The sequence below is a fragment of the Piscibacillus sp. B03 genome (assembly GCF_052246295.1).
Classification (GTDB): domain Bacteria; phylum Bacillota; class Bacilli; order Bacillales; family Alkalibacillaceae; genus Piscibacillus.
Genome location: NZ_JBQQCO010000009.1, coordinates 11,884 through 35,890 on the forward strand (window position 1 = coordinate 11,884; position 24,007 = coordinate 35,890).

A 24,007-nucleotide genomic window follows, 5' to 3' on the forward strand; every position below is an offset into this window, starting at 1 on the left:
TAAAAAAGAGGGATTCTATGGAAAAAATCATTTTTTTGGTCGATATGCAATCGTTCTATGCGTCAATTGAAAAATCAGCTGACCCATCGCTTCAAAACAAACCTGTAGTCGTAGCAGGAGATCCTGAACGACGAAGTGGTATCATTCTAGCTGCTTGTCCAATTGCCAAACAATACGGCGTTGAAACTGCTGAGGCACTTTGGCAAGCACAAGAAAAATGTCCTGAACTCATTGTCGTTCGACCTCGCATGAAATTATATATTGACCTCTCATATCAGATCACCAAAATATTAGAGAGGTTTACAGATCAAGTAGAAGTATTTTCAGTCGATGAACAATTTATGGACTTAACTGGAACAGAACGATTATTTGGAGACAAATATTCAGTAGCAAAACAAATTCAATATGAAATTCAAGAAGAACTCGGTGTTTATGCTCGTGTCGGTATGGGTCCAAATAAAGTGCTCGCCAAAATTGCTTGTGATGCTTTTGCTAAGAAAAATAAAGACGGTATGTTCTACTTATCACCTGACAATATGAAAGAGACCATGTGGAAGCTACCCGTTGGTAAGATGTTTGGTGTGGGAAGCCGTATGAAACGTCACTTTCACCGAATGGGGATTCAAACGATTGGTGACCTCGCCAACTACCCTGTTCATTATTTGAAAAAGCGCTGGGGAATCAATGGTGAAGTGCTATCGAATATCGCAAACGGCATTGATTATTCTCCCGTTACAACTAAAACACATAACGGTCAAAAAGCAGTTGGCCACCATATGACATTGCCACGAGATTATGAAACGCTTGAGGATGTTAAGATTGTTCTTCTTGAATTGTGTGAAGAGGTCGCTAAACGAGCAAGAGCTAAAAACTACCGTGGTCACACATTATCGTTAGGCATTCGTGGGGCTAACTTTGAGGTTCCAACAGGATTTCACCGACAAATTAAGTTAACGTCACCCACTAACTATGGCATGGACCTATTTCACGCTGCACTAAAACTCCTACACAAACATTGGGATGGCTTACCCGTTCGTAGTGTCGGGGTCACATTATCACAACTACAATCAGCAGATGTTTATCAGCTTAGCCTTTTTAACCCGTCTGTTGAAAAGGATCAGTTAAGTAAGGCAATGGATGATATTCGAATGAAGTTCGGCCAAACAGCCATTGTCCGTGCCTCTTCCTTAAAAGATGCTGGTCAAGTATTTGATCGAGCACAAAAAATTGGTGGACATTATAAGTAAGGAGAGATTTCGATGAACCCAAATAAGTTAACTCAAGGACACAATTTAATCTGGGAATCGAGCCGCATGATGCTGCCGGAGCATAAGGAGCTGTTGCAACAACATCAAAAACAATTAATTAAAAAAACTAAGCCTATTCTAGATCAACAAGAAATTGAGCAACTGGAGAAAAAAATTCAAGAAGCTATACACATGCAATCACCCGTTCATATCACATTGTTCCATCCTTATGAAACAGTCATCCTTAAGGGGGTAATTCAAAAAGTCGATAGGCAAACAAAGCAAATCAAGCTTCTCACGATAGAAGAGGAAATAGAGTGGGTTTCTTTAAACAATATAGTTGATATTCAATAAAAATAGCAGAAATCATGAGGTTGGAACAAACACATTGCCCCAACCTTGTTTCTTAACCTTTTCTAAAAACAATTACCGCGTAGTTAATGAATGTCGAGCTGTGTAACGAATTAGTTTATCATCTGTTACCTGCTCAATCTCACCAATTGAACAAAGATAATCTAGCTGTCCAACCGTTTCAGACATTGTCAAACCAAATTGAGTTTGATAGTGTTTCGGAAATAAGTATTGGCAAACTTCAAATGGAGTCGAAGGCGTTTCACGAATATAATCTAATACTTTATACGCCCTCTTTTCCTGTTTGACTAGACGGTCTCTAATCAACTTTTGATGATCAGAAAAAATCTCACCATGACCAGGATAAATATTTGAAAAAGAATATTTTAACACTCTTTTCATCGATTCGCGATAACGTAACAACGGCTTTGGACGCTCTTCACCTTTCTGAAGTGGTGGTTCTAACAGTGGGTTTGATGAGATATGCTTTAACAGAAAATCTCCAGCTAGAAACTCATTTGTGTCTTTATTTAAAAGAGAAATATGACTTTCTGCATGACCGGGTGTTTCCATTACAACGAAGCCTTCCATACCAGGAATGGAATCCCCTTCTTTTAATACATTTGTTAAAGCACTTTGGGTTGAAAATTTTAGCGTGTACTTTAAAGCCCTCTCAATATCTTGAAAATGTTCTGGAACTCCCCATTTGGAATAAAGTTCATTGAAAAAGCTTAAATAAAGTTGAAGATACTCCTCATCTCGTGTTAACCACTTATGTACTAATGAGTGGCCATAAATCTTATCTATATGATCAAGTCGCCCAACCAAACCAATATGATCTGGGTGGTGGTGTGTTAACACAATTTGATCAATGTCTTTTGGTTGAAGATTTAATGTTTTTAATTGTTGATTAAAGGCTTCCCACGCTTCTTTAGTGTGAACACCCGCATCAATTAGAGTAATCATATCATTTTTTATTATATATGAATGAACGTCACCAACCGCATATGGAGTCGGAAGTGTTATTTGATAAATATCATGAGTCATAAACATTGCCCCCAAATAAAACTGAATAGTTATTCAGTTTTATTATACTACAAAAATAGTTTTTTAACATAAACGACTAACTATTTTTAAAGGCAAATTGAATGGCATCTGCTAAAACGTCTGGTAATTCACCGAAAGAATAATCCACGTTTAAACGTTCTGTCCATTGATGTGGATCTTTTCCGACTGGTCCAATATTAATCGATGGTACTTCAACTTTCTCCTTAAGATAACTAAACAATCCGCTTCTCTCATCTAAAGGCATTTGATGGTATAACGTATCAAGGTTACTTTCCATATTAGGGTCTTCACCAATAAAACTTAAGTCGGAAATACCGTTAAAGTAATTTAACGTTTTCACCTTATATTGGTAATGTTCACTTAAAACTTGTGTCACACGTTCGCCAACTGATTCAACCAATGGATCTCCTTGACTAGAAACTGCCGGATAATAAGGTGGACTGTAAAACAAAATCATCATAGGTGCCAAATCTTTACATAGATAAGCGAGATCTTGTACGAGTAAGGTACTGAAGTCTCGATCTCCATGCGATCTATTTTTAGTTAACACTTCTTTTCTCCTATTAACTTCGTTGATTCCATGTCGCTTAACAGCTTCATTATATAAGGTCTTGTAGTCTAAGATTTTTACATCGAATGAATTAGTATGATTATGAGCTTGAACTTGTGATTCAAAGTGAGATTCTATTTGTGATTTAGCTTTTCTCATGGTATCGAAAAGCTGTTTGGTTAAAGATTGAACAGATTGCTTCATTAACAAGACATTATACATAGATACAGCTGTCAGTGGTGTTTGGACTGAGTAATGCTCTTTTAAATCTCTGTTCATTAAACTAATCGGGGGTGGTGTTACTTCCTCCCCTACCTGTTCAGTTAATGCGGTATTTAACTCTAAATTGATATTTAAATAACTCAACATTAAGTTGGCATTTAATCCATTGAAAGGCTCACCGACATGTGTTTCTTTTCCATAGCAAAGAAATCCCGGTAATACTTTACCTAAGGAACCTGTATAAAGATACTTTTGTTCATCTTGAGGAAACTGACGAAACATAGGTTCACTATTAATGCATAAAATATATTCAAGAGACTCTTCTGCTTTAATACGATTCAGTGTTTCTCGAGCTTTTAACATACCAGCTGAGTTAACTTCTTCATCTGGTACTAAAAGGATTATTACATTCCCATCCCATTCTTCATTAATGGCACGCTCAATCATTGATAAATGGAGAGTAGTCCCAGCCTTCATATCCATCGTTCCACGTCCCAAAATCCAATTTTCTTGACTTGTTAAATCTTTTAATGCTTCATCTGGAAGTTGTTGTGGATGCTTTTTGAAGTGGTCCGTTAATTTTTTGGGATTAAAAGCAAGGTCCTTAAATGAACCATAATCATCAATGCCAACGACATCAATATGACTTAATAAGATAATCGTTTTGCTTGTCTGCTTCTTACTTTTAACTAATGCAGCAAGCAATTTACGCCCATCATCTAATAAATCAATATAGATATGTTCAGGATTGTTTTTGAAATATGAATCTGTCATAAGCTCTTGTTGCACATGTTCAATAAGTTCTATTTCCCCTTCAGTCCCTGAAATGCTTTTAAACTTAACGAGATCACAGAGACATGATTCTAATTGATCTTTTGTTTGCCATCTCATCATGATTCCCCCTTGCCACGACCGTAATAGTTTGACTTTTCAATTTTTATACACCACAATCATAACAGAAATAAACAGGAATTATATCAATATTATCGTATTATTAATAAATAATAGAGTCATAAAATAATGAGGTGGCTTATCACTATGAAAATATTTGCCCATCGAGGTGCTAGCCGATATGCACCCGAAAATACACTTCCAGCTTTTGAAATAGCTCATGAATTGGGTGCAGATGGAATCGAGTTAGATGTACAGCTAACAAAAGATCTTATACCCGTTATCATCCACGATGAGAATATTAGAAGGACAACAAACGGAACGGGTTTTGTCCAAAATTATACTCTAGATGAGCTTCAGGAATTCGATGCAGGATATTGGTTTTCTAAACAGTATTTACATACACCTATTATGTCTTTAAAAGAGTTTTTACAATGGGTGCAGAACAAAAATATGCTTGTCAATATTGAACTGAAGACTAATGTCATCGAATACCCTACAATTGAAAGACGTGTCATTGAATTATTAACTGAATATAACATGATCAATAAAACTACCATTTCTAGTTTCAACCCATACACCATTCAACGTGTTAGAGACGTCAGTGCTGATATAGAACTGGCTTGGCTTACTAAGAACCAAGTTAAAGATATTGAACAATTTCTTCATGAAATAGGAGCAAATACCATTCATATCAAATCTAGACTATTATCAAGTAAAATGGTTAAACGTTTATTAAATTATGATATTCCGTTTAGAGTTTATACAGTAAATCGCGTGAGCTTAGCACGAAAATGTGTCACAATGGGAGCAGACGGACTTTTCACTGATATACCAGACGTCATAAAAAACAATATTTAATAAAAAGGTTGGATCATGATGAACGCCAAATTATTTGAACCTATAAACATCCAAAACTTACGACTTAAAAACAGAATTGTCATGTCACCTATGTGTATGTATTCTTGCGAAAAGCAAGATGGCAAAGTGACTCCATTCCATATCTCACATTATGAAAGCCGAGCCGCTGGTCAAGCTGGCTTGATTATTTTAGAAGCGTCAGCTGTACAACCTGAAGGCCGAATCTCTCCAGAGGATTTAGGCATCTGGTCTGATGAACACGTGGACGGTTTAAAACAAATGAATGAACGAATCCATACATATGGATCCAAAAGTGGTATTCAATTAGCCCACGCCGGAAGAAAGGCTAATTTAGAAGGCGATATTTATGCGCCAAGTGCTATTCCATTTAATGATCAATTTAAAACACCAAAAGAAATGACGAAGTCACAAATTGAAGAAATAATCACTGCCTTTAAACAAGCTGCCAAAAGAGCAAAACAGGCTAATTTTGATTTAGTAGAAATACATGCCGCACATGGTTATTTAATTAACCAGTTTCTATCACCTTTAACTAATAAGCGGACAGATGAATATGGTGGCTCTAAAGAGAATCGTTACCGAATGTTAAAAAATATTATTGAATCTGTACAAGCAGAATTTGAAGGCCCTATTTTTGTAAGAATCTCAGCTTCTGAATACCATGATGATGGTAATAGCATGTCTGACATGATTTATTTTTCTCAACAAATGAAGAATCAGGGTATTGATTTAATTGATTGCAGCTCAGGTGGGGTTGTACCCGTCAAAATTAACACTTACCCTGGTTATCAAGTGAAATTAGCTGAAACAATAAAACATGAAGCAGAAATACTTACAGGAGCTGTCGGTTTAATTACGACAGGTATTCATGCAGAGGAAATTCTCCAAAACAACCGTGCTGACCTTATTTTTGTTGCACGTGCATTTTTAAGAAATCCGTACTGGCCGAAGCAAGTCGCCGATGAGTTAGGTGTTCAACTTGAAGGTCCTAAACAATATAATCGAGGTTGGCAATAGATTGGAGGGTCGCCATTATGGAGCTAACTTTTTTAGGAACCGGTTCAGGTGTTCCATCTAAAAAAAGAAACGTCTCTTCATTAGCATTATCTATGCTACAGGAACGTGATGAGGTATGGTTATTTGATTGTGGAGAAGCAACCCAACATCAAATCCTCCAATCGACAATTAAACCTAGAAAAATATCTAAAATATTTATTACGCATATGCATGGTGATCATATATACGGATTACCGGGGTTACTTAGTAGTCGATCTTTTCAAGAAGGAACAAGTCCAGTAGAAATATATGGACCTCCAAGACTAAAAGAATTTATAGAAATAAGCCTAAACGTTAGTGAAACGAAATTGAGATATGATTTGTATTTTAAATCAGTCGATCAAAATCTATTATATGAAGATGGACTTCTAAGTGTCTCAAGTATTCCATTAAAGCACGGCGTAAAATCATACGGTTATATTATAAATGAAAAAGAATCTGTCGGGCCGTTAATTCCAGAAAAGCTTAGAGAGCTTGACATAAAACCTGGACCAATCTATCAACAAATTAAAAATAATGAAAAGATCAGCTTGCCTGACGGAACAATGATTTATAGAGATGATGTAACAGGTGACCCTATACCTGGGAGAAAGATATCAATATTAGGAGACACTCATGCTTCTGATGATGTTATTGAGCATGTCAGAAATTCTGATTTACTTGTGCATGAAGCAACATTTACAAATCAAGATCAATCCTTAGCAAAACAGTATTATCATTCTACGAGCCTGGAAGCTGCTCAAATCGCTAAAGCTGCTAATGTAAATAAGCTGATTTTAAACCATGTTTCATCTCGATATGTAGGGGAAGACTTACAAAGAGAGTTGAAAGAAATTAGAAAAATTTTTCCTAATACAACATATGCTGAAGATCTTTCATCTTACGTTATCAAAAGGAGGGATCAACATGAGTGACATTTCTAACATCGTTCAAAAACAAAAAGATCTATTTCGCGCGGGAAAAACGATGACATATACTTACCGTATCCATCAGCTTCAAAAATTACAGGAGATGTTAAATCGATACGAACCACGCATATACGAATCATTGCATAAAGACCTTAACAAGTCATCATATGAAGTTTTAACGACAGAGTTTGGTTTTCTACAACAGGAAATTAATTACACGATTAAATATTTAAGAGAATGGATGCAACCTAAAAAGGTTAAAACACCTACATCACACAAAGGTGCCAAAAGTTTAATCTATAAACAACCGTATGGTGTGACGTTGATCATTAGTCCTTGGAATTATCCTTTACATCTAGCATTAGCCCCTTTAATTGGCGCTATTGCAGCAGGAAACACAGCAATTATTAAACCATCTGAATTAACGCCATATACGAGTGATTTAATTGAAGAAATGATTGAAGATACATTTGAAGAAAAATATATAACTGTCGTTCAAGGTGATGCTGAGATTAGTCAACAGTTATTAGAAGAACCTTTTGATTACATCTTCTTTACTGGTAGTGTACCGGTCGGAAAGATTGTTATGGAAAAAGCCAGCAAACAGCTTATACCTGTCACCTTAGAATTAGGTGGTAAAAGCCCTTGTATCGTTGACCGGGATGCAAAAATTGAATATACTGCAAAGCGAATTGTTTGGGGTAAATTTGTTAATGCAGGGCAAACTTGTGTAGCTCCAGACTACTTATTGATTCAAGAATCAATCAAGCAAAAGCTTTTAGATCAAATTAAAATTGAAGTGGAAAAAATGTATGGTGAAAATCCGCTGCAAAGTGGTGAATATACAAAAATCGTAAATGATAAGCACTTCGATCGTATAACAAATTATTTAGATGAGGGCAATATTATTTACGGCGGTGAAACGGACCGTACGAATAGACTCATAAATCCAACACTAATAGACAACATTGATTGGAACTCGAAAATTATGCAAGATGAAATTTTCGGACCTCTATTGCCTATTATGACATTTAATAAACTCGACGAAGTATATGACCATGTCGAGCACTCGAGAAATCCATTAGCGCTTTATTATTTTTCAGAGAATGAGAAAAATCAAGAATGGATTGTCAAAAACCTATCTTTTGGTGGCGGATGTATTAATGATACAATGATGCACCTAGGTAATAACCAACTTCCTTTTGGTGGGATCGGAACTAGTGGCATAGGTAAATACCATGGGAAACACAGCTTTGAAACATTCACCCATGAAAAGAGTATTTTAAAACAAACCACTGCTTTTGACTTAGCATTCCGCTACCCTAACTCAAAAATGGGAAGAAAGATTATCAAAAAACTGTTTAAGTAATGATATTATTAAATACATTGATAATAAAAGCCGACCATAAGGTCTACTTCACCTTAGGTCGGCTTCTCTTCTTGCCAAAAGTTATTAACTTTTTTTATTTACATCTTCTTTAAAATCATTTAAGAAATCTTTCTGAAAGCTTGTGCTTACACTGGGATTTGAATCATTTAACTTCACAAAAATTTGATTTCCATACTTTTCTTTAATTTGATCCATCGTTTCATACAGTTTTTCTTTCTCTGCATCTTTTTCATAGTTAAATAAATCCAATTGTTTATACAACTCATCTTTAGGTGTTAAATGCTGTGCTGTTACACCTAATAATCGTATCGGTTCCTCATTCCAGTGTTCTTGGAAAAGATGCTTTGAGATTTGAGTAATTTCTTCTTTAGTTTCAATAAATTCTTTCAACTGTCGACTTCTTGTGATCGTTTTTCGGTCGTGATATCTAATCATAATTTGAATATTTTCTGTCACGACATTTTTATACTTCAACCGACTGGCAACTTTTTCAGAAAGTTGGTCAAATACTCGAAAAATACTCGTTAAGTCTGTCACATCATAAGGAAGTGTTGTTGAATTACCAATACTCTTAAATTCATTAACAGCATCAGGGTCAACGGGTCTATGATCAATTCCATTTGCTCGTTGGTGTAATCGTTCACCGTTAATCCCTAATAAATTCTTTAAAGTTAAAACATTCGTATTAGCCAAATCTCCTATCGTATGAACTTCGATTCGTTTTAGTTTTTCAGCTGTCTTCTGTCCAACACCATACATCTCACCTATTTCAAGTGACCACAATTTTTCTTTAATTTCCCTTTTTCTTAAGACCGTAATTCCTAAAGGTTTTTTCATATCAGAGGCCATTTTAGCTAAAAACTTATTCGGTGCAATACCGATACTACAAGGTAAATCCAATTCATCTAAGATTCTTTTTTGTAGTTTTTCAGCAAATTGAATAGGGTTTTCATCACCAACATAATCCGTTACGTCCATGTACCCTTCATCAATGGATACAGGTTGAACGATTGGGGTGGCTTCAGAAAGAATCGAAAACATATGTTTAGAGGCCTCGCGGTAACGATCAAAGTTTGGCCTTAAGACAATGAGTTTTGGACAATGGTCAAAAGCTTGCCATAGCGGCATGGTTGTCTTAACTCCTTGTTTTCTAGCTTCATAACTGCTCGTGACAACAATCCCTCGTCGCTCATCAGGGTTTCCTGCAATAGCTACAGGTTTACCCTTAAGATCAGGATTATATGCCATCTCAACGGAGGCATAGAAACTATTCATATCTACATGAAAAATGATTCTCCCTTTTTGTTTCATCATGACCACCTATTTAATTCATCATTACCTCTAAGTATAACAAAAGTGCCTGATGTTCTAAAAACACCAAGCACTTGCAGTAATTTATTCATTTGCCGCTTCTAGCACAATTGACGTAATGAATTCAGATACTTTGATTAATTCTCCAACAGGCATTCGCTCATTCGTCGTATGAATGTTTTCATACCCTACACATAAGTTAACGGTTGGAACACCCAAACCGGCAAAAATGTTGGCGTCACTCCCTCCACCACTCTTTTCAAGTTCACTGTTACGACCAATACGCAAAGCAGCACCTTTTGCTACTTCAACAACTTGATCTCCATCTTGATGACGATAGCCTGGGTACATGATTTGAACTTCTACATCAAATGATCCGCCTAGTTCTTTCTCAGCATCTTCACAGGCTTTCTTCATTTTATCTAGTTGTTTATCTAGTTTTTCAGGGTCCAGTGAACGCGCTTCAGCAAGAATAAACGCTTCATCACTTACAATATTAGTTGCCTTACCACCTTCAAATCGACCAATATTCGCTGTTGTATCATCATCAATGCGACCTAAAGGCATTTTGGCAATGGCCTTAGCAGCTAATGTAATAGCTGAAATTCCCTCTTCAGGTGCAACTCCAGCATGAGCTGTCTTGCCACGTGCCGTAATTCTTAACTTGGCCTGAGTCGGAGCTGCCACAATAATATTTCCAACAGTTCCATTACTGTCAATCGCATACCCATATTTGGCTTTCAATAAGTTCGAATCAAACGCCTTTGCGCCTACTAACCCTGATTCTTCACCTACTGTTATAACAAATTGGATGTCACCATGAGAAGCATTTGTTTCTTTAAGTGTTTTAATGGCTTCCAACATAGCAGCAATACCAGCTTTATCATCAGCACCTAGAATCGTAGTACCATCAGAAACAATATAATCACCCTCGATTGAAGGTTGGATACCATTCCCTGGAACAACTGTATCCATATGAGAAGTGAAATAAATTGGCTCAACACCATCTTTATTTCCTTTTAAAGTGAAGACAAGATTATTTGCACCATGTCCTGTCTTCTCTTTGGCGTTGTCTTCTTCCACTTCTAGGCCTAAAGCTGTGAATTTTTCTTTTAAAACTTCAGCAATTTTCTCTTCGTGCTTTGTTTCAGAATCTACTTGTACTAATTCCATAAATTCTTCAATTAGTCGGTCGTTATTAACTTTAATTTCTGTCATGTTGAGCACCTCCAGTGATTTATAAAGGAATATTACCGTGTTTCTTATTAGGTCGTTCTTCTTTTTTGTTTCTTAACATTTCTAAGGCTTGTGATAATTTAATACGAGTATCCCTTGGATCGATGACATCATCTACCATTCCAAGACCAGCTGCTACGTATGGGTTAGCAAATTTCTCACGATATTCATTAATTTTATTTTGACGTGTTTCTTCTGGTTGGTCACTTTCGTTAATTTCTTTTGCAAAAATAATATTCGCCGCACCCTCTGGTCCCATAACAGCAATCTCAGCATTAGGCCATGCGAACACCAAATCTGCTCCAATGGATTTACTGTTGAGCGCTACATAGGCACCACCATATGCTTTACGTGTGATGACTGTAATTTTAGGGACGGTTGCTTCTGAGTACGCATATAAAATTTTGGCTCCGTGACGAATAATGCCACCATGCTCTTGCTTAACCCCTGGGAAGAATCCAGTTACATCTTCAAACGTAATTAGCGGAATATTAAATGAATCACAGAAGCGAATAAAACGAGATGCTTTATCACTTGAGTCGATGTCCAATCCACCCGCTAAAAACTTCGGTTGGTTACATACAAGCCCAACTGTTTCTCCTTTGATTCTCGCAAACCCTACGACAACGTTTTTAGCAAAATCGGGGTGTATTTCAAAGAATGAATCTTGATCTACTACCTCATTGATGATGGTTCTAACATCATATGGGCGAATAGAATCGAATGGAATAAGGTCCGTCAACTCATCTCTAAAGTCTTGTTGTTCAGGAACGGTAGCTTTCGGCGTCTTCTCATCATGATTCTGTGGTAAGTATTGGACAAGTTGTTTGACCTGATCAAGCGCTTCTTCTTCCGTCTTAGCCTTTAGATGTGCATTACCACTTTTACTATTATGTACGTCTGCACCACCTAAGTCTTCAGATGAAATTTTTTCGCCAGTAACCGTTTCAATTACCTTAGGACCCGTTATAAACATTTGAGACGTTTTCTCGACCATTATAACAAAATCTGTGATTGCAGGAGAATAAACTGCTCCACCTGCACATGGACCCATAATAACAGAGATTTGTGGGATAACACCAGAATAAATAGAGTTACGATAGAACACATGGCCGTAACCATCTAAAGATGCTACACCTTCTTGAATTCTTGCGCCACCAGAATCATTTAGTCCGATAAAAGGTGTTCCGTTTTTGGCAGCTAAGTCCATCACTGCAGCAATTTTTTTACCGTGCATTTCACCAAGTGCTCCGCCATATACAGTGAAGTCTTGAGCAAACAAATAAATGGGACGTCCTTCAATCGTACCGTACCCTGTTACAACACCTTCTCCGGGTACTTCCTTCCCATTCATGCCAAAGTCTGTCACGCGGTGCTCGATAAAAGGGTTTAACTCTACAAATGAACCTTCATCGAGCAAATAATCAATACGCTCACGTGCCGTCATTTTTCCCTTGTCGCGCTGCTTTTGAATCTTTTCATCTCCGCCACCAAGTTCGACTTTACGGCGTTTATCATAAAGTTCGTTTATTTTATCGTATATATCCATCACTAATCCTCCAGACTCTTCTCACAAAGTTCAAATAATACTCCGTTTGCTGCTTTTGGGTGAAGAAACGCCACTTGAGTTTGATGAGCGCCTTCTTTAGGTTCATCATTAATAAGAGGGACACCATTCTCTTTCAAGTTTTCTAATCGGCGCTCAATATCATCAACATCCAAAGCAATATGATGAATGCCTTCACCCTTCTTTGCAATAAATTTAGCAATAGGTGATTGATCATTTAACGGTTCCAAAAGTTCAATCGCACTTTCTCCAATTTTGAAGAAGGCAACTCTAACATTCTCTGATGTCACCTCTTCAGTTCCTTGAAAGGTCAAACCTAACTGATCACGGTAAAATGGAATCGTCTGCTCTAAGCTTGATACTGCGATTCCGATGTGAGCGATTTTTTTCATACTACTTCACCTCGGACAAGCTCTTTAATATATTTAGCAATGTCAGTTGTTGGAGTGCCTGATGTGAAGATTTTTTTAACACCTTTCGCCTCTAAAAATGATACATCATCTTCTGGGATGACCCCGCCTCCGATCACGGGGATATCATCCGCTCCTCTATTCTTTAATTCCTCAACGACTTTCGGAAACAGTGCTTTATGTCCACCTGACAGTGATGATAAACCAACCACATCTACATCCTCTTGAATCGCAGCTTGTGCAATTTGTTGTGCTGATTGTCTTAATCCAGTATAAATAACTTCCATACCGCTATCTCTTAACGCTTGTGCAATGACTAAGGCACCGCGATCATGTCCGTCCAATCCTGGCTTTGCTATAAGTACTCTAATTTTCTGTTCCATGTCTTCCCCTCCATTATCCTTAAACTCCAGTAAATTCACCAAATTCTCCTCGCAACACATTACAAATCTCTCCGACTGTTGCGTATGATTTTACAGCATCTAAAATAAATGGCATTAAATTCATTTGGTCGTCTTTAGCCGCTTCCTTAAGAGCATTTAACTTATGATCAACAACAGATTGATCTCGATTTTCTCGAACTTTTTGCACTTGTTTAACTTGATCTTTCTCTAATTGTTCATCAACTTTAAGCAAGTCTGCCTGAAGTTCCTCATCTAATTTAAAATCATTTAATCCGACTATAATATCTTCTTTTGATTCTATACGTTTCTGAGCTTCATAAGCTGATTGATGAATTTCTCGTTGCATATATCCATCCTCAACTGCTTGAACAGCTCCACCCATTTCGTCAATTCGATCAAGATAAGCAAAAACTTCTTCCTCAATCTTGTCCGTCATCTCTTCCACATAATAAGAACCTGCTAATGGATCAACAGTATCAGCCACACCACTTTCATGCGCAATAATTTGCTGAGTTCTTAATGCGATACGAGCTGACTCTTCTGTTGGTAATGCTAATGCTTCATCTCTTGAATTCGTGTGAAGGCTTTGAGTGCCTCCTAATACGGCTGATAACGCTTGTAAGGCGACACGGACAATGTTGTTATCTGGTTGTTGTGCCGTTAACGTTGAGCCACCAGTTTGTGTATGAAAACGTAAGCGAAGGCTCTTTTCGTCCTTTGCATTGAACTTCTCTTTCATAATCTTTGCCCATATACGACGAGCTGCTCTAAATTTCGCCGCTTCTTCAAAGAAATTATTATGAGCATTAAAGAAGAAAGCTAATCTTGGCGCAAACTCATCGACATCTAAACCGCTTTCAATTGCAGCTTTAACATAAGCCATTCCGTTTGCTAACGTAAATGCTACTTCTTGTACGGCCGTTGAACCTGCTTCACGAATATGATAGCCCGAAATACTAATTGTATTGAACTTCGGCACTTCTTTCGCACAATATTCAAAGATATTAGTAATAAGCCTCATGGATGGCTTAGGTGGATAAATATAAGTACCTCGAGCAATATACTCTTTTAAAATATCATTTTGAATAGTACCTGTTATTTTTTCCTTTGGTACTCCTTGTTTTTCTGCTACGGCAATATACATACAAAGTAAAACAGACGCCGGCGCATTGATTGTCATCGATGTACTAACTTTGTCTAACGGAATCCCTTTAAGAAGTGTCTCCATATCTTCCAATGAATCTATTGCCACACCAACTTTACCAACTTCCCCTTCTGCCATGGGATCATCTGAGTCATAACCGATTTGCGTTGGTAGATCGAAAGCTACAGATAGTCCGGTTTGACCTTGATCTAATAAATAGCGAAAACGTTCATTGGTTTCTTTAGCTGAACCGAAACCTGCATACTGTCGCATCGTCCAAAAACGGCTGCGATACATCCCTGGTTGAATACCTCTTGTATAAGGATATTGTCCAGGGAAACCTAGCTTTTCTATGTATTCTTCTTCTAGCCCTTTATGCTTTGGTAAATATAATGGATCAATTTCTAAGTCTGAACTATTAACAAATGATTCTTTACGTTCAGGAAAACGTTCTTTAGTTTTAGATAGCTTCTTTTCCCATTCTTGTTTTGCATCGTTATACTCATTCCCCATGTTCCTAACTCCCTTCAAAAAAAGATCAAATTTAAAATCATTACTATTTTTAAGAATTTTCTCTCCTATTTCTATTTTAAAGGAAAGATTCATCTTGTCCAATCCTTCATTTTCTTTTACAATAACATTAGCGTATTATTTTAGGGGAGGAATCCATCGTGTCTAACAAACAGAAGAAAAAGCAGGCGCAAGCTCCTTTTTCAACACCGAGAAGAAAGCGCGCTAAATGGACAACAGTAGTGATTTGGTTAATGATTATTGCCATGCTACTTTCAACATTTACTTTCGCAGCTGCTATGTTTATATAAAGCACACTAAAAAGGTATGAGCCCCGGCTCATACCTTTTTATTTACTAAATACCCAGCTTTCTCTAAAGCTTGTTCTGCTTGATCTAATAAGTCCTCACGGTCTGCTTGTATCGTATGTAGATGAATACCATCTGTTAACTCAGATAATAATGCTGCATTTGAAGATTGAATTTGTTCTATAAATGCCTCTACTTCTTTTCGATTAGAAATCCTAAGTTGTGCAGTAAATTCGCCATAAATAGGGTGATCAACCGTTACATCTTTCACAAAAACCCCATGGTCGACTAGGATATTTAATTCATTAACCGTATCTTCTGGACTGTGGTAACATGCAATGGTTCTTTCGTAGCCTTTTTGACTACCGGAATCATGCATATAAATGTACCCCTGACTAGTGGCTAATATTGGTTCTTTCTTCGCTTTTAATAAAGCCATATCCCCTACTATTATTTGACGACTCACACCTGCTCGTTCGGCTATTGTTCTACCTGATAAAGGTTGTTGAGATTCTCTTAATAATTTCAATATATATTCTCGTCGTTCATCGGCTGACATTTTTGCTTTCATACAAGCCCTGACCTCCCTTAAATTCCTTTACCATACTAACAAGAAATTGAGCTAACTCAATCACATCTTCTTCCATTGTATCTTTTCCCATTGAAATTCTAAAAAACTCTCTAGCTTTTTCATTTGAAACTGATTGTGCGTTTAAAGCATTAGGCTTCTTATTATATTTTACATCACAAGCACTCCCGGTTGAAATCGCAAACCCATTTCGATTACATTCTAGCATAACCCATTGTCCTTCTATCCCCTGAATCCCCATGCCAATGATAGAAGGTAATTGATCACCACGATTGTTTTCATAAATCGTTAAATCCTCTTTGATTTCTGATAGGTGATCAAAAAATAAATTTCTAAGAAATAACACTCGCTCATTCTCCACGTCCATTTTTTCTACCATGTCATACGCAGCTGATACAAACGAGGCCACACCAGGGACATCCAACGTATTTCCTTTTAATAAAAGCGATTCTATACCATTGTTCAATCCCTCTTTTAAATATAATCCACCCAGTCTTTTAGGGCCATAAACTTTATGAGAGGACATGCTCATGCTATCTACCATAGAAGTCATGTGCTTCAAGTCAACCTTAGTAAAGCTTTGTACCGCATCCATGTGAAAATAAATATTGTGGTAATGGCATAGTTCAACGATTTCCTCTATTGGTTGTAACGTACCAATCTCACCATTCGCATGTTGGACAATCACTAATGTCGTATCATTTCTAATTAAGGACCTTAATTCCTCAATGTCAATTTGTCCTGAAGTATTAAAACTTAAATAACTTATGTCATAACCCTCTTCCTCTAATTGCTGACAAATATTATGAATAGAGTTATGTTCGCCTCTCGACACAATAATATGTTTACCTAAATGACGTTGCAAAATAGTCTTTATACCTAAAATATTGGACTCTGAACCGCCACTTGTAAGAAATAACTGTTCTGGTTGACATCCAATTAAGTCACTAAACTGTTTCATAAACAGTTCATATAGTTCATTAGTCATTCCACCTAGATCATGGAGGCTATTCGCATTTGCGTAATATTGATTGGCCACTTTTTGATAGGTTTCTAAGGCAATGCCACTCATAGGTGTGGTGGCCGCATAGTCAAAATACTTCATGTCATCATTCCCCTAAATAAATTTCTGTCTTACCTCTTGTCATTTATTAAATTATATGTAAATATATATGTCAAGACAGGTGTAAAAAGGAAGTTTGACATGGCGTATACAGATGTCCTTATCATAGGTAGTGGCCTTGCCGCTTTACAACTAGCAACCCAATTAGATGACAGGTTAGACATCACTATTCTAACTAAAAGCAAATTAAAAACGAGTAATTCAGCTCTTGCTCAAGGTGGGATTTCAGCGGCTATTGACCAAGAAGATCACCCAACAGTACATGCAATTGATACGATTCAAGCTGGATGTTATCTAAACAATCAAGATGTCGTCACTGAGATGACTCAACAAGCTCCTGAAATCATTGAACAGTTGACTAATCAAGGTTGTCCATTCGATCAATCTAATCATCATTTTATACTTGGGAAAGAAGGCGCTCACTCTCACAGAAGAATTGTTAAATCAGGTGGGGACCAAACCGGAAAAGCCATTATTGACACTCTCATTAAGCAATTACCTTCAAATGTAAAGATTATTGAACATGCATTTGTTTATGAATTACTTACAAAGAATCCAGATGCTTTGGTGCAAAATTTATAAATGCCAACAATCAATATCAGTCAATATATAGTGTTGATGAAAGTAGGTTACATAATGAATATGTTACGACTTAGAAAGCAGATTGAAGAGTTTTTTATTGAAGATGTCGGCTACCAAGATTTAACGACTGATGCGATTTTTGATCAAGAACTAGGAGAAGTACAGTTTATTGCTAAGTCAGAAGGTTTCTTTTGTGGTGAAGATATTATACGAGTTGGTTATCAAGCCATTAATTCAGCGATTAATGTCAATATAAAGGTTACAGATGGAGAGCCACTACAAAATGGGCAACTTATAGCCTTTGCAAAAGGACCTATAAGAGATCTATTAACAGGTGAAAGAGTGATCTTAAACTTAATTCAACGAATGAGTGGAATTACGACTAAAACAAAAAAAGCCGTTCAGCTATTAAACAGTTCACACACTAAAATTAGTGACACTAGAAAAACAACACCCGGACTAAGAATGCTTGAGAAGTTTGCTGTTAAACAAGGTGGTGGGATTAACCATCGATTTGGATTAGATCATGCTGTAATGATTAAAGATAATCATATTTTGTTTTGTGGATCTATCACAGATGCCGTTCAAAAAGTAAAACAACAAACCGGCCATATGGTTAAAGTTGTTGTAGAAGCGGAAAATGAACAGCAAGTTAAAGAAGCAGTTGAAAACGATGTTGATTGTATTTTACTAGATAATATGAAGCCACAGAAACTATCTAACATGTTATCTTTAATCCCTTCATCCATCTTAACTGAAGCATCTGGTGGAATCACATTACAGGATTTACCTAACTACACACATATACCGGTGGATGTCATTTCATTAGGATGTCTAACACACCAAATTGAATCTTTAGATATAAGTGTAGACGTACATATTCATTCATAGGAGGTATTTAAATTGAATTTATTAACTCAGATGGAACAATCTATTTCTAAGATGCCTGAGCAATATAAAAATATGAGTCATGACGAATTAAATCACTTAATCACTTCAATAAAACAAAACCTAGGAAATGATTTATTCTTACCAGGTCACCATTATCAAAAGGAAGAAGTCATGAATCATGCAGATGCTCGAGGTGATTCTCTTCAATTAGCTCAATTATCTGCCAATACTACTGCAAAACACATTGTCTTTTGTGGAGTACATTTTATGGCGGAGACTGCTGACATATTATCAGAAGACCATCAGTCAGTGTATTTACCTGATTTACGTGCAGGATGTTCAATGGCAGATATGGCTGACATTAAACAAACAAAAGTTGCATGGGAAGAGTTGATGAAGTTATTTGGCGATACAATCTTACCTATGACCTATGTTAACTCAACAGCAGCCATTAAATCATTTGTAGGTCAACATGGTGGTACAACAGTCACTTCTTCTAACGCCAAGCGTGTTATGGATTGGGCATTTACCCAGAAAGAACGGTTACTCTTTTTACCAGATCAACATTTAGGTCGAAATACGGCTTACGATCTTGGGATCCCCTTAGACCAAATGGCTGTATGGGATCCAATTTTAGAAACATTAATTTACGAAGGTAATTTAACTGACATAAAAGTTATTCTGTGGAAGGGTCACTGTTCAGTTCATGAAAATTTTACTGAACACAATATTCAACAGGTACGAGAACAGCATCAAGATATGGCAATTATAGTCCATCCGGAATGTCGTAGAGAAGTTGTGGAGTTATCTGATTATAATGGATCTACTAAATATATTATAGATACGATTGAAGGGGCACCAAGCGGTTCGAAATGGGCTATTGGAACAGAAATGAACTTAGTAAAACGACTTATTAAAGAGAACCCAGACAAAGAAATTATCTCACTTAACCCCCATATGTGCCCATGTTTAACGATGAACCGTATCGACCTTGCACACCTGGCGTGGTGTTTAGACTCTATTAACCAAGGCCTACCCGTTAACCAAATTAAAGTTAATGAAGATGTTTCTTATTATTCCAAACTAGCCTTAGATCGTATGTTAAGTTTATAAGATGAAAGGTTTCGCGTGCATTTTGATTCGTTTAAACGACACAGGATCGCATTTCGCGTACACTTTGACTAAACTATATAATTGAAGCCGAATGTTGGGTGCGAACTCTTAACATCCGGCTTTTTAGCTTAATTAATATTTATATGAAGCTCTGTTTAAGTAGTGTTGACATAAGAACAATAAACTTGTTGATTTATGATGAGCGTAGGTGGCGACTCCTGCGGGAACAGCACGAGCTGAAAATCCCCTACAACGAACGTTGTGAGTTTTGGGAGGTTAAAGCCGTGCCCGCGGAAAGCGTCCAATGAAAGCGAATCATAATATCAACAACGAAGTTGAACTTAGCCTTGTAATTAAATATCACTCTTTTTGTAGGAACGTTTTAAAATTAAATATTGTTCAATTTCATTTAATAACAAATACAAATTAGCCCGTTCTTCAAATGCCTGTCGATTAGCGGGCAACTCTTCTCGATTAAATTGTTTTCGTATGTTATTTAATTGCTCCAAATACTTAATCGCTGTGTTTTTAGGTTGCACATGATCAGCAAGGTTTTCAAACAATTCTCCAATGTAATAATACTCATCATCTGTTGCATGAATTCGACTAATCAAAGGTAACATTCTCTCTAGAATTTCAAATTGCTTTTGTCTCATGTGGAAGTAATGATAATAAGGATGATGACTTCTTAATAAGTGATTATCCACATCACGAGACGCTAGGTCGTTCGCTTTATCTAATAGTTGTGATACTTTTGTCAGCTCTGCACCCGTCCAAGAATGATCCCCTGTTTTTAAGAAATGGGCAATCTCTTTTAATATAATAGAGAAATTCTCTTCTACTTCTTTTTGTACTTCTTCTAAATTTGACTCTAAACTTGGCATATATAAGTTTAATATTAGTGCCACTCCGATACCTACGAGAAGAAGAACTATTTCATTTACAAGCAAATCGACTGTCACATTTCCAGCACCATAAACATGCAAAATAATAACCGAACTCGTAATAACACCTTCAGTAATTTTTAATTTCACGGTAATGGGTATAAAAATTAATAAAACTAATCCAACTGTTAATGGAAAATAACCAACTGTCTCAAAAAGTACACTTGATACAGCCAAGCCAATAATACATGCGTAAAAACGATACCACGCATTAAGAATTGAGCTTCTCCTTGTAACTTTAATACATAAAATAGTTAGTATTGCTGCAGATATAAAATTATCTAAATTTAGTAGTTGCGCAATAAATATAGAGACTGGAGCACCAATAGCTGTTTTGATTGTTCTTGAACCAATCTTTAACATGATTGTTCCTCTCTTATGTTCTTTTTAATTACACTATAACGCAAAATAAAATTATTGAAAAAGAAAAAGGTGGTATGTAACCACCTTTTTCTTAGTATTCTTCACAATATTCATCAAATAATGATTGTAATTGCTGGACAACTTCCATTGGTGTTGAGCTTTCAATTTCATGACGCTCAACCATTTTTTGTATCTTACCATCTTTAAGTAGTGCGAATGAAGGTGAAGATGGCGGGTAACCTTCAAAAAATTCTCTTGCTCTTTCAGTAGCTTCACGATCTTGCCCTGCAAATACAGTCACTAAATAATCTGGACGATGGTCATGATGGATTGCGTTAGCTGCTGCTGGACGAGCTACACCACCAGCACAACCACATGTAGAGTTAACCATCACTAGTGTTGTACCTTTGCGAGCAAATGCTTCATCTACTTCTTCTGGAGTTGTTAAGTTTTCAAACCCCGCTTCGTTAATCTCTGTACGAGCTTGATTAACAAAGTCTTGCATATAAATGTTGAAATCCATTCTAAATGGCTCCTTTTTTCTCAGTTTTAATAGTTCAATATAATCCTATCAATTTTATGTCTGTCTTTCAATTATATTGCAATTTTCAGAGGAATGAAAATAGATGGCAAAGATTTCCTGCCATCTATTTCGATCGTTATATTAGTATACAGACGTGTTGTCTTGAGACATATTCTCTAAAATTTCCTTAACTCGTTTCATGAAGTTTCCGCACACTAGTCCATCCAGAACTCTGTGGTCAAGAGATAGGCATAAGTTGACCATGTCACGGGCCGCAAACATGCCATTCATGTAAACAGGTTTCTTAACAATTGATTCAACCTGTAAGATGGCTGCTTGTGGGTGATTAATTACTCCCATGGACGAAACAGAGCCAAATGATCCCGTGTTATTAACCGTAAATGTTCCACCTTGCATATCATCATTTGTTAGCTTACCTTGACGTGCTTTATTTGCAAGTTCAGCAATATCTTTTGCAATGCCTTTAATGCTTTTCTCATCTGCATTCTTAATGACTGGCACGAATAGTTGATTGTCATTGGCTACAGCAATAGATAAGTTAATATCCTTCTTCTGAATAATTTTATCGCCAGCCCATGAACTATTGATTTCTGGGAATTCTTTCAATGCTTGTGCAACAGCTTTTACGAAGAATGCAAAGTAAGTTAATGAAAATCCTTCTTTACGCTTAAAGTCTTCCTTCAGTTCATCTCTTAAATTAACAAGGTTTGTGACATCTGCTTCTACCATCATCCATGCATGAGGGATTTCCGTTTTCGATTTAACCATATTTTGAGCAATGGCTTTTCTAACACCTGTAACAGGAATTTCTACATCGCCTTCTTGTGCAGATGGCATAGGAGATGGTTTACTTTGACTAGGCTGTTGAGTCGCTGCACTAGTTTCTTCTTTTACTGGCTTAGACTGTTGTTCTTGTGTACCAGCCTGAGGAATATCTCCTGAATTAATGACTTTCTCAACGTCTTTACGTGTGATTCTGCCGCCTCTGCCAGATCCCTCAACTTGATTTAAATCAATGTTGTGTTCTTGTGCTAATTTTAAAACTGCTGGAGAGTAGCGTTTCTTCATTGATTGATCTTTATTTTCAGCAGATTCTTTAACTTCATCTTGGTCACTTGAATCGTTTGTTGGTTCTGTTGCTTCCTCACTAGACCCACCTTCAACTTCGATATAACAAATTAGTTCTCCAACCTCAATCGTGTCTCCCTCATTAGCAACTAATTCTTTAATAGTTCCTGTAAATGAAGATGGTACTTCAGCGTTTACCTTGTCAGTCATAACTTCTGCAATAGGGTCATATTTATTAACCTGGTCCCCGACGCTCACTAACCAAGAGCTAATCGTACCTTCTGTAACACTTTCACCTAATTGAGGCATTGTGATTTTTTCTACACTCATTTCATAACCTCCTCTTCACTTAAAACTCTGCTAAATCACGCATCGCTTCTTCGACTTTATCCGGATTAACCATAAAGAATTTCTCCATTGTTGGTGCATAAGGCATAGCCGGTACATCTGGTCCTGCTAAACGTTGAATAGGAGAATCTAAATCAAATAAGCAGTTTTCAGAAATAATTGCCGCAACTTCACTCATAATGCTACCTTCTTTGTTGTCTTCTGTAATAAGTAGTACTTTACCAGTCTTTTTGGCAGCTTCAATAATGGCCTCTTGATCTAATGGATAAACCGTTCTTAAATCTAGAATGTGTGCAGAGATACCTTCTTCTTCTAATTTTTCTGCAGCTTGAAGAGCGAAGTTAACACATAGTCCATATGTGATAACAGTAATATCTTCTCCTTCACGCTTCACATCAGCCTTTCCGATTGGTAATACATAATCATCATCTGGCACTTCACCCTTTAATAAACGGTAAGCACGTTTATGCTCAAAGAAAAGAACCGGATCTTCGTCACGAATCGCCGCTTTTAATAACCCTTTAGCATCGTAAGGGTTTGAAGGCATAACAATTTTCAGACCTGGTTGATTAGCAAATACCGCTTCAACAGACTGCGAATGATAAAGTGCACCGTGTACTCCACCACCATATGGAGCACGAATTGTAATCGGACAGCTCCAATCATTATTAGAACGATATCGAATTCGAGCTGCTTCAGAGATAATTTGGTTCACAGCTGGCATGATAAAATCAGCGAACTGCATTTCAGCTATTGGCCTCATACCATACATCGCTGCACCAATACCGACACCAGCGATTGCCGACTCCGCTAATGGTGTATCGATGACTCGTTGTTCACCAAATTGATCATATAAGCCTTCTGTTGCTTTGAAAACGCCACCTTTTTTACCGACGTCTTCACCTAATACGAATACTTTCTCATCGCGTTCCATTTCTTCACGCATTGCTTGCGTAACTGCTTGAATATAGGACTTAACTGGCATTG

The 24,007-nt window shown here is 36.9% G+C and carries 24 protein-coding genes; 10 read left to right on the forward strand and 14 right to left on the reverse strand.

The genetic code is table 11. The features are described from left to right. Nucleotides 1–17 precede the first annotated feature (17 nt). On the forward strand, nucleotides 18–1,247 hold the full coding sequence (locus ACTWQB_RS07595) for a DNA polymerase IV (protein ID WP_443138591.1): 1,230 nt from the start codon (nucleotides 18–20) through the stop codon (nucleotides 1,245–1,247). 12 nt (nucleotides 1,248–1,259) lie between these two features. Further along, the gene (locus ACTWQB_RS07600; RefSeq protein ID WP_443138592.1) at nucleotides 1,260–1,601 is read left to right on the forward strand and encodes a YolD-like family protein; all 342 of its coding nucleotides are present in this window, start codon (nucleotides 1,260–1,262) and stop codon (nucleotides 1,599–1,601) included. Between the two features lie 72 nt (nucleotides 1,602–1,673). On the opposite strand, the gene ACTWQB_RS07605 is transcribed toward ACTWQB_RS07600, so the two are convergent. Both ACTWQB_RS07605 and ACTWQB_RS07610 read right to left on the reverse strand, forming a co-directional pair. Beyond that, nucleotides 1,674–2,645: an MBL fold metallo-hydrolase gene (locus ACTWQB_RS07605; RefSeq protein WP_443138593.1), complete on the reverse strand. Its 972-nt coding sequence runs from the start codon at nucleotides 2,643–2,645 to the stop codon at nucleotides 1,674–1,676. Nucleotides 2,646–2,721: 76 nt separating this feature from the next. Then, nucleotides 2,722–4,329: a M20/M25/M40 family metallo-hydrolase gene (locus ACTWQB_RS07610; protein WP_443138594.1), complete on the reverse strand. Its 1,608-nt coding sequence runs from the start codon at nucleotides 4,327–4,329 to the stop codon at nucleotides 2,722–2,724. A 147-nt stretch (nucleotides 4,330–4,476) separates the two neighbouring features. Between ACTWQB_RS07610 and ACTWQB_RS07615 the strand changes: the two genes are divergently transcribed. The 4 genes from ACTWQB_RS07615 to ACTWQB_RS07630 are packed head-to-tail and all read left to right on the forward strand — an operon-like array spanning nucleotide 4,477 to nucleotide 8,544. Next, nucleotides 4,477–5,190, forward strand: coding sequence for a glycerophosphodiester phosphodiesterase (locus tag ACTWQB_RS07615; protein ID WP_443138595.1), 714 nt, complete (start codon nucleotides 4,477–4,479; stop codon nucleotides 5,188–5,190). A gap of 18 nt (nucleotides 5,191–5,208) precedes the next feature. Beyond that, nucleotides 5,209–6,228, forward strand: a complete 1,020-nt coding sequence (gene namA, locus ACTWQB_RS07620) for an NADPH dehydrogenase NamA (protein WP_443138596.1) — start codon at nucleotides 5,209–5,211, stop codon at nucleotides 6,226–6,228. Nucleotides 6,229–6,245: 17 nt separating this feature from the next. After that, nucleotides 6,246–7,181, forward strand: a complete 936-nt coding sequence (gene rnz / locus ACTWQB_RS07625) for a ribonuclease Z (protein ID WP_443138597.1) — start codon at nucleotides 6,246–6,248, stop codon at nucleotides 7,179–7,181. Beyond that, nucleotides 7,174–8,544, forward strand: coding sequence for an aldehyde dehydrogenase (locus ACTWQB_RS07630; RefSeq protein WP_443138598.1), 1,371 nt, complete (start codon nucleotides 7,174–7,176; stop codon nucleotides 8,542–8,544). Before rnz ends, ACTWQB_RS07630 begins: the two co-directional genes overlap by 8 nt. Nucleotides 8,545–8,628: 84 nt before the next feature. Here the strand turns inward: ACTWQB_RS07630 and ACTWQB_RS07635 are convergent, their stop codons facing one another. The 6 genes from ACTWQB_RS07635 to ACTWQB_RS07660 all read right to left on the reverse strand — a co-directional run bounded on the left by ACTWQB_RS07635 (nucleotide 8,629) and on the right by ACTWQB_RS07660 (nucleotide 15,150). Next, entirely contained in the window at nucleotides 8,629–9,879 is a 1,251-nt protein-coding gene (locus ACTWQB_RS07635; protein WP_443138599.1) for a DNA polymerase IV, read from the reverse strand. Nucleotides 9,880–9,960: 81 nt separating this feature from the next. Continuing rightward, a complete protein-coding gene (locus tag ACTWQB_RS07640) occupies nucleotides 9,961–11,094 on the reverse strand; it encodes a M20/M25/M40 family metallo-hydrolase (RefSeq protein ID WP_443138600.1) in 1,134 nt (377 codons plus the stop codon). A 19-nt stretch (nucleotides 11,095–11,113) separates the two neighbouring features. Then, the gene (locus tag ACTWQB_RS07645; protein ID WP_443138601.1) at nucleotides 11,114–12,661 is read right to left on the reverse strand and encodes an acyl-CoA carboxylase subunit beta; all 1,548 of its coding nucleotides are present in this window, start codon (nucleotides 12,659–12,661) and stop codon (nucleotides 11,114–11,116) included. A 2-nt stretch (nucleotides 12,662–12,663) separates the two neighbouring features. Next, a complete protein-coding gene (mce, locus tag ACTWQB_RS07650; RefSeq protein ID WP_443138602.1) occupies nucleotides 12,664–13,071 on the reverse strand; it encodes a methylmalonyl-CoA epimerase in 408 nt (135 codons plus the stop codon). Next, complete coding sequence (locus tag ACTWQB_RS07655) at nucleotides 13,068–13,472, reverse strand: cobalamin B12-binding domain-containing protein (protein WP_443138603.1); 405 nt, start codon at nucleotides 13,470–13,472, stop codon at nucleotides 13,068–13,070. The genes mce and ACTWQB_RS07655 overlap by 4 nt, the downstream gene beginning before the upstream one ends. A 19-nt stretch (nucleotides 13,473–13,491) precedes the next feature. Beyond that, on the reverse strand, nucleotides 13,492–15,150 hold the full coding sequence (locus ACTWQB_RS07660; protein WP_443138604.1) for an acyl-CoA mutase large subunit family protein: 1,659 nt from the start codon (nucleotides 15,148–15,150) through the stop codon (nucleotides 13,492–13,494). 158 nt (nucleotides 15,151–15,308) lie between these two features. Between ACTWQB_RS07660 and prli42 the strand changes: the two genes are divergently transcribed. Continuing rightward, nucleotides 15,309–15,458 (forward strand): stressosome-associated protein Prli42, encoded by a 150-nt coding sequence (gene prli42 / locus ACTWQB_RS07665; RefSeq protein WP_443138605.1) that lies wholly within the window; start codon nucleotides 15,309–15,311, stop codon nucleotides 15,456–15,458. Between the two features lie 28 nt (nucleotides 15,459–15,486). Here the strand turns inward: prli42 and ACTWQB_RS07670 are convergent, their stop codons facing one another. Both ACTWQB_RS07670 and ACTWQB_RS07675 read right to left on the reverse strand, forming a co-directional pair. Then, nucleotides 15,487–16,026, reverse strand: a complete 540-nt coding sequence (locus ACTWQB_RS07670; protein ID WP_443138606.1) for a transcription repressor NadR — start codon at nucleotides 16,024–16,026, stop codon at nucleotides 15,487–15,489. After that, nucleotides 16,001–17,149: an IscS subfamily cysteine desulfurase gene (locus ACTWQB_RS07675; RefSeq protein ID WP_443138607.1), complete on the reverse strand. Its 1,149-nt coding sequence runs from the start codon at nucleotides 17,147–17,149 to the stop codon at nucleotides 16,001–16,003. The genes ACTWQB_RS07670 and ACTWQB_RS07675 overlap by 26 nt, the downstream gene beginning before the upstream one ends. Nucleotides 17,150–17,248: 99 nt before the next feature. On the opposite strand from ACTWQB_RS07675, the gene ACTWQB_RS07680 reads away from it, so the two are divergent. The 3 genes from ACTWQB_RS07680 to nadA are packed head-to-tail and all read left to right on the forward strand — an operon-like array spanning nucleotide 17,249 to nucleotide 19,753. Next, on the forward strand, nucleotides 17,249–17,749 hold the full coding sequence (locus ACTWQB_RS07680; protein WP_443138608.1) for an FAD-binding protein: 501 nt from the start codon (nucleotides 17,249–17,251) through the stop codon (nucleotides 17,747–17,749). 54 nt (nucleotides 17,750–17,803) lie between these two features. After that, on the forward strand, nucleotides 17,804–18,640 hold the full coding sequence (gene nadC / locus ACTWQB_RS07685) for a carboxylating nicotinate-nucleotide diphosphorylase (RefSeq protein ID WP_443138609.1): 837 nt from the start codon (nucleotides 17,804–17,806) through the stop codon (nucleotides 18,638–18,640). A 12-nt stretch (nucleotides 18,641–18,652) separates the two neighbouring features. Beyond that, nucleotides 18,653–19,753 (forward strand): quinolinate synthase NadA, encoded by a 1,101-nt coding sequence (gene nadA, locus ACTWQB_RS07690; RefSeq protein ID WP_443138610.1) that lies wholly within the window; start codon nucleotides 18,653–18,655, stop codon nucleotides 19,751–19,753. Nucleotides 19,754–20,106: 353 nt separating this feature from the next. Here the strand turns inward: nadA and ACTWQB_RS07695 are convergent, their stop codons facing one another. The 4 genes from ACTWQB_RS07695 to ACTWQB_RS07710 all read right to left on the reverse strand — a co-directional run bounded on the left by ACTWQB_RS07695 (nucleotide 20,107) and on the right by ACTWQB_RS07710 (nucleotide 24,005). Then, nucleotides 20,107–21,060, reverse strand: coding sequence for an aromatic acid exporter family protein (locus tag ACTWQB_RS07695; RefSeq protein WP_443138611.1), 954 nt, complete (start codon nucleotides 21,058–21,060; stop codon nucleotides 20,107–20,109). Nucleotides 21,061–21,151: 91 nt separating this feature from the next. After that, nucleotides 21,152–21,583, reverse strand: a complete 432-nt coding sequence (locus tag ACTWQB_RS07700; RefSeq protein ID WP_443138612.1) for a BrxA/BrxB family bacilliredoxin — start codon at nucleotides 21,581–21,583, stop codon at nucleotides 21,152–21,154. Nucleotides 21,584–21,724: 141 nt separating this feature from the next. Then, entirely contained in the window at nucleotides 21,725–23,002 is a 1,278-nt protein-coding gene (locus ACTWQB_RS07705; RefSeq protein WP_443138613.1) for a dihydrolipoamide acetyltransferase family protein, read from the reverse strand. A gap of 19 nt (nucleotides 23,003–23,021) precedes the next feature. Further along, nucleotides 23,022–24,005 (reverse strand): alpha-ketoacid dehydrogenase subunit beta, encoded by a 984-nt coding sequence (locus ACTWQB_RS07710; RefSeq protein ID WP_443138614.1) that lies wholly within the window; start codon nucleotides 24,003–24,005, stop codon nucleotides 23,022–23,024. Nucleotides 24,006–24,007 lie beyond the last annotated feature (2 nt).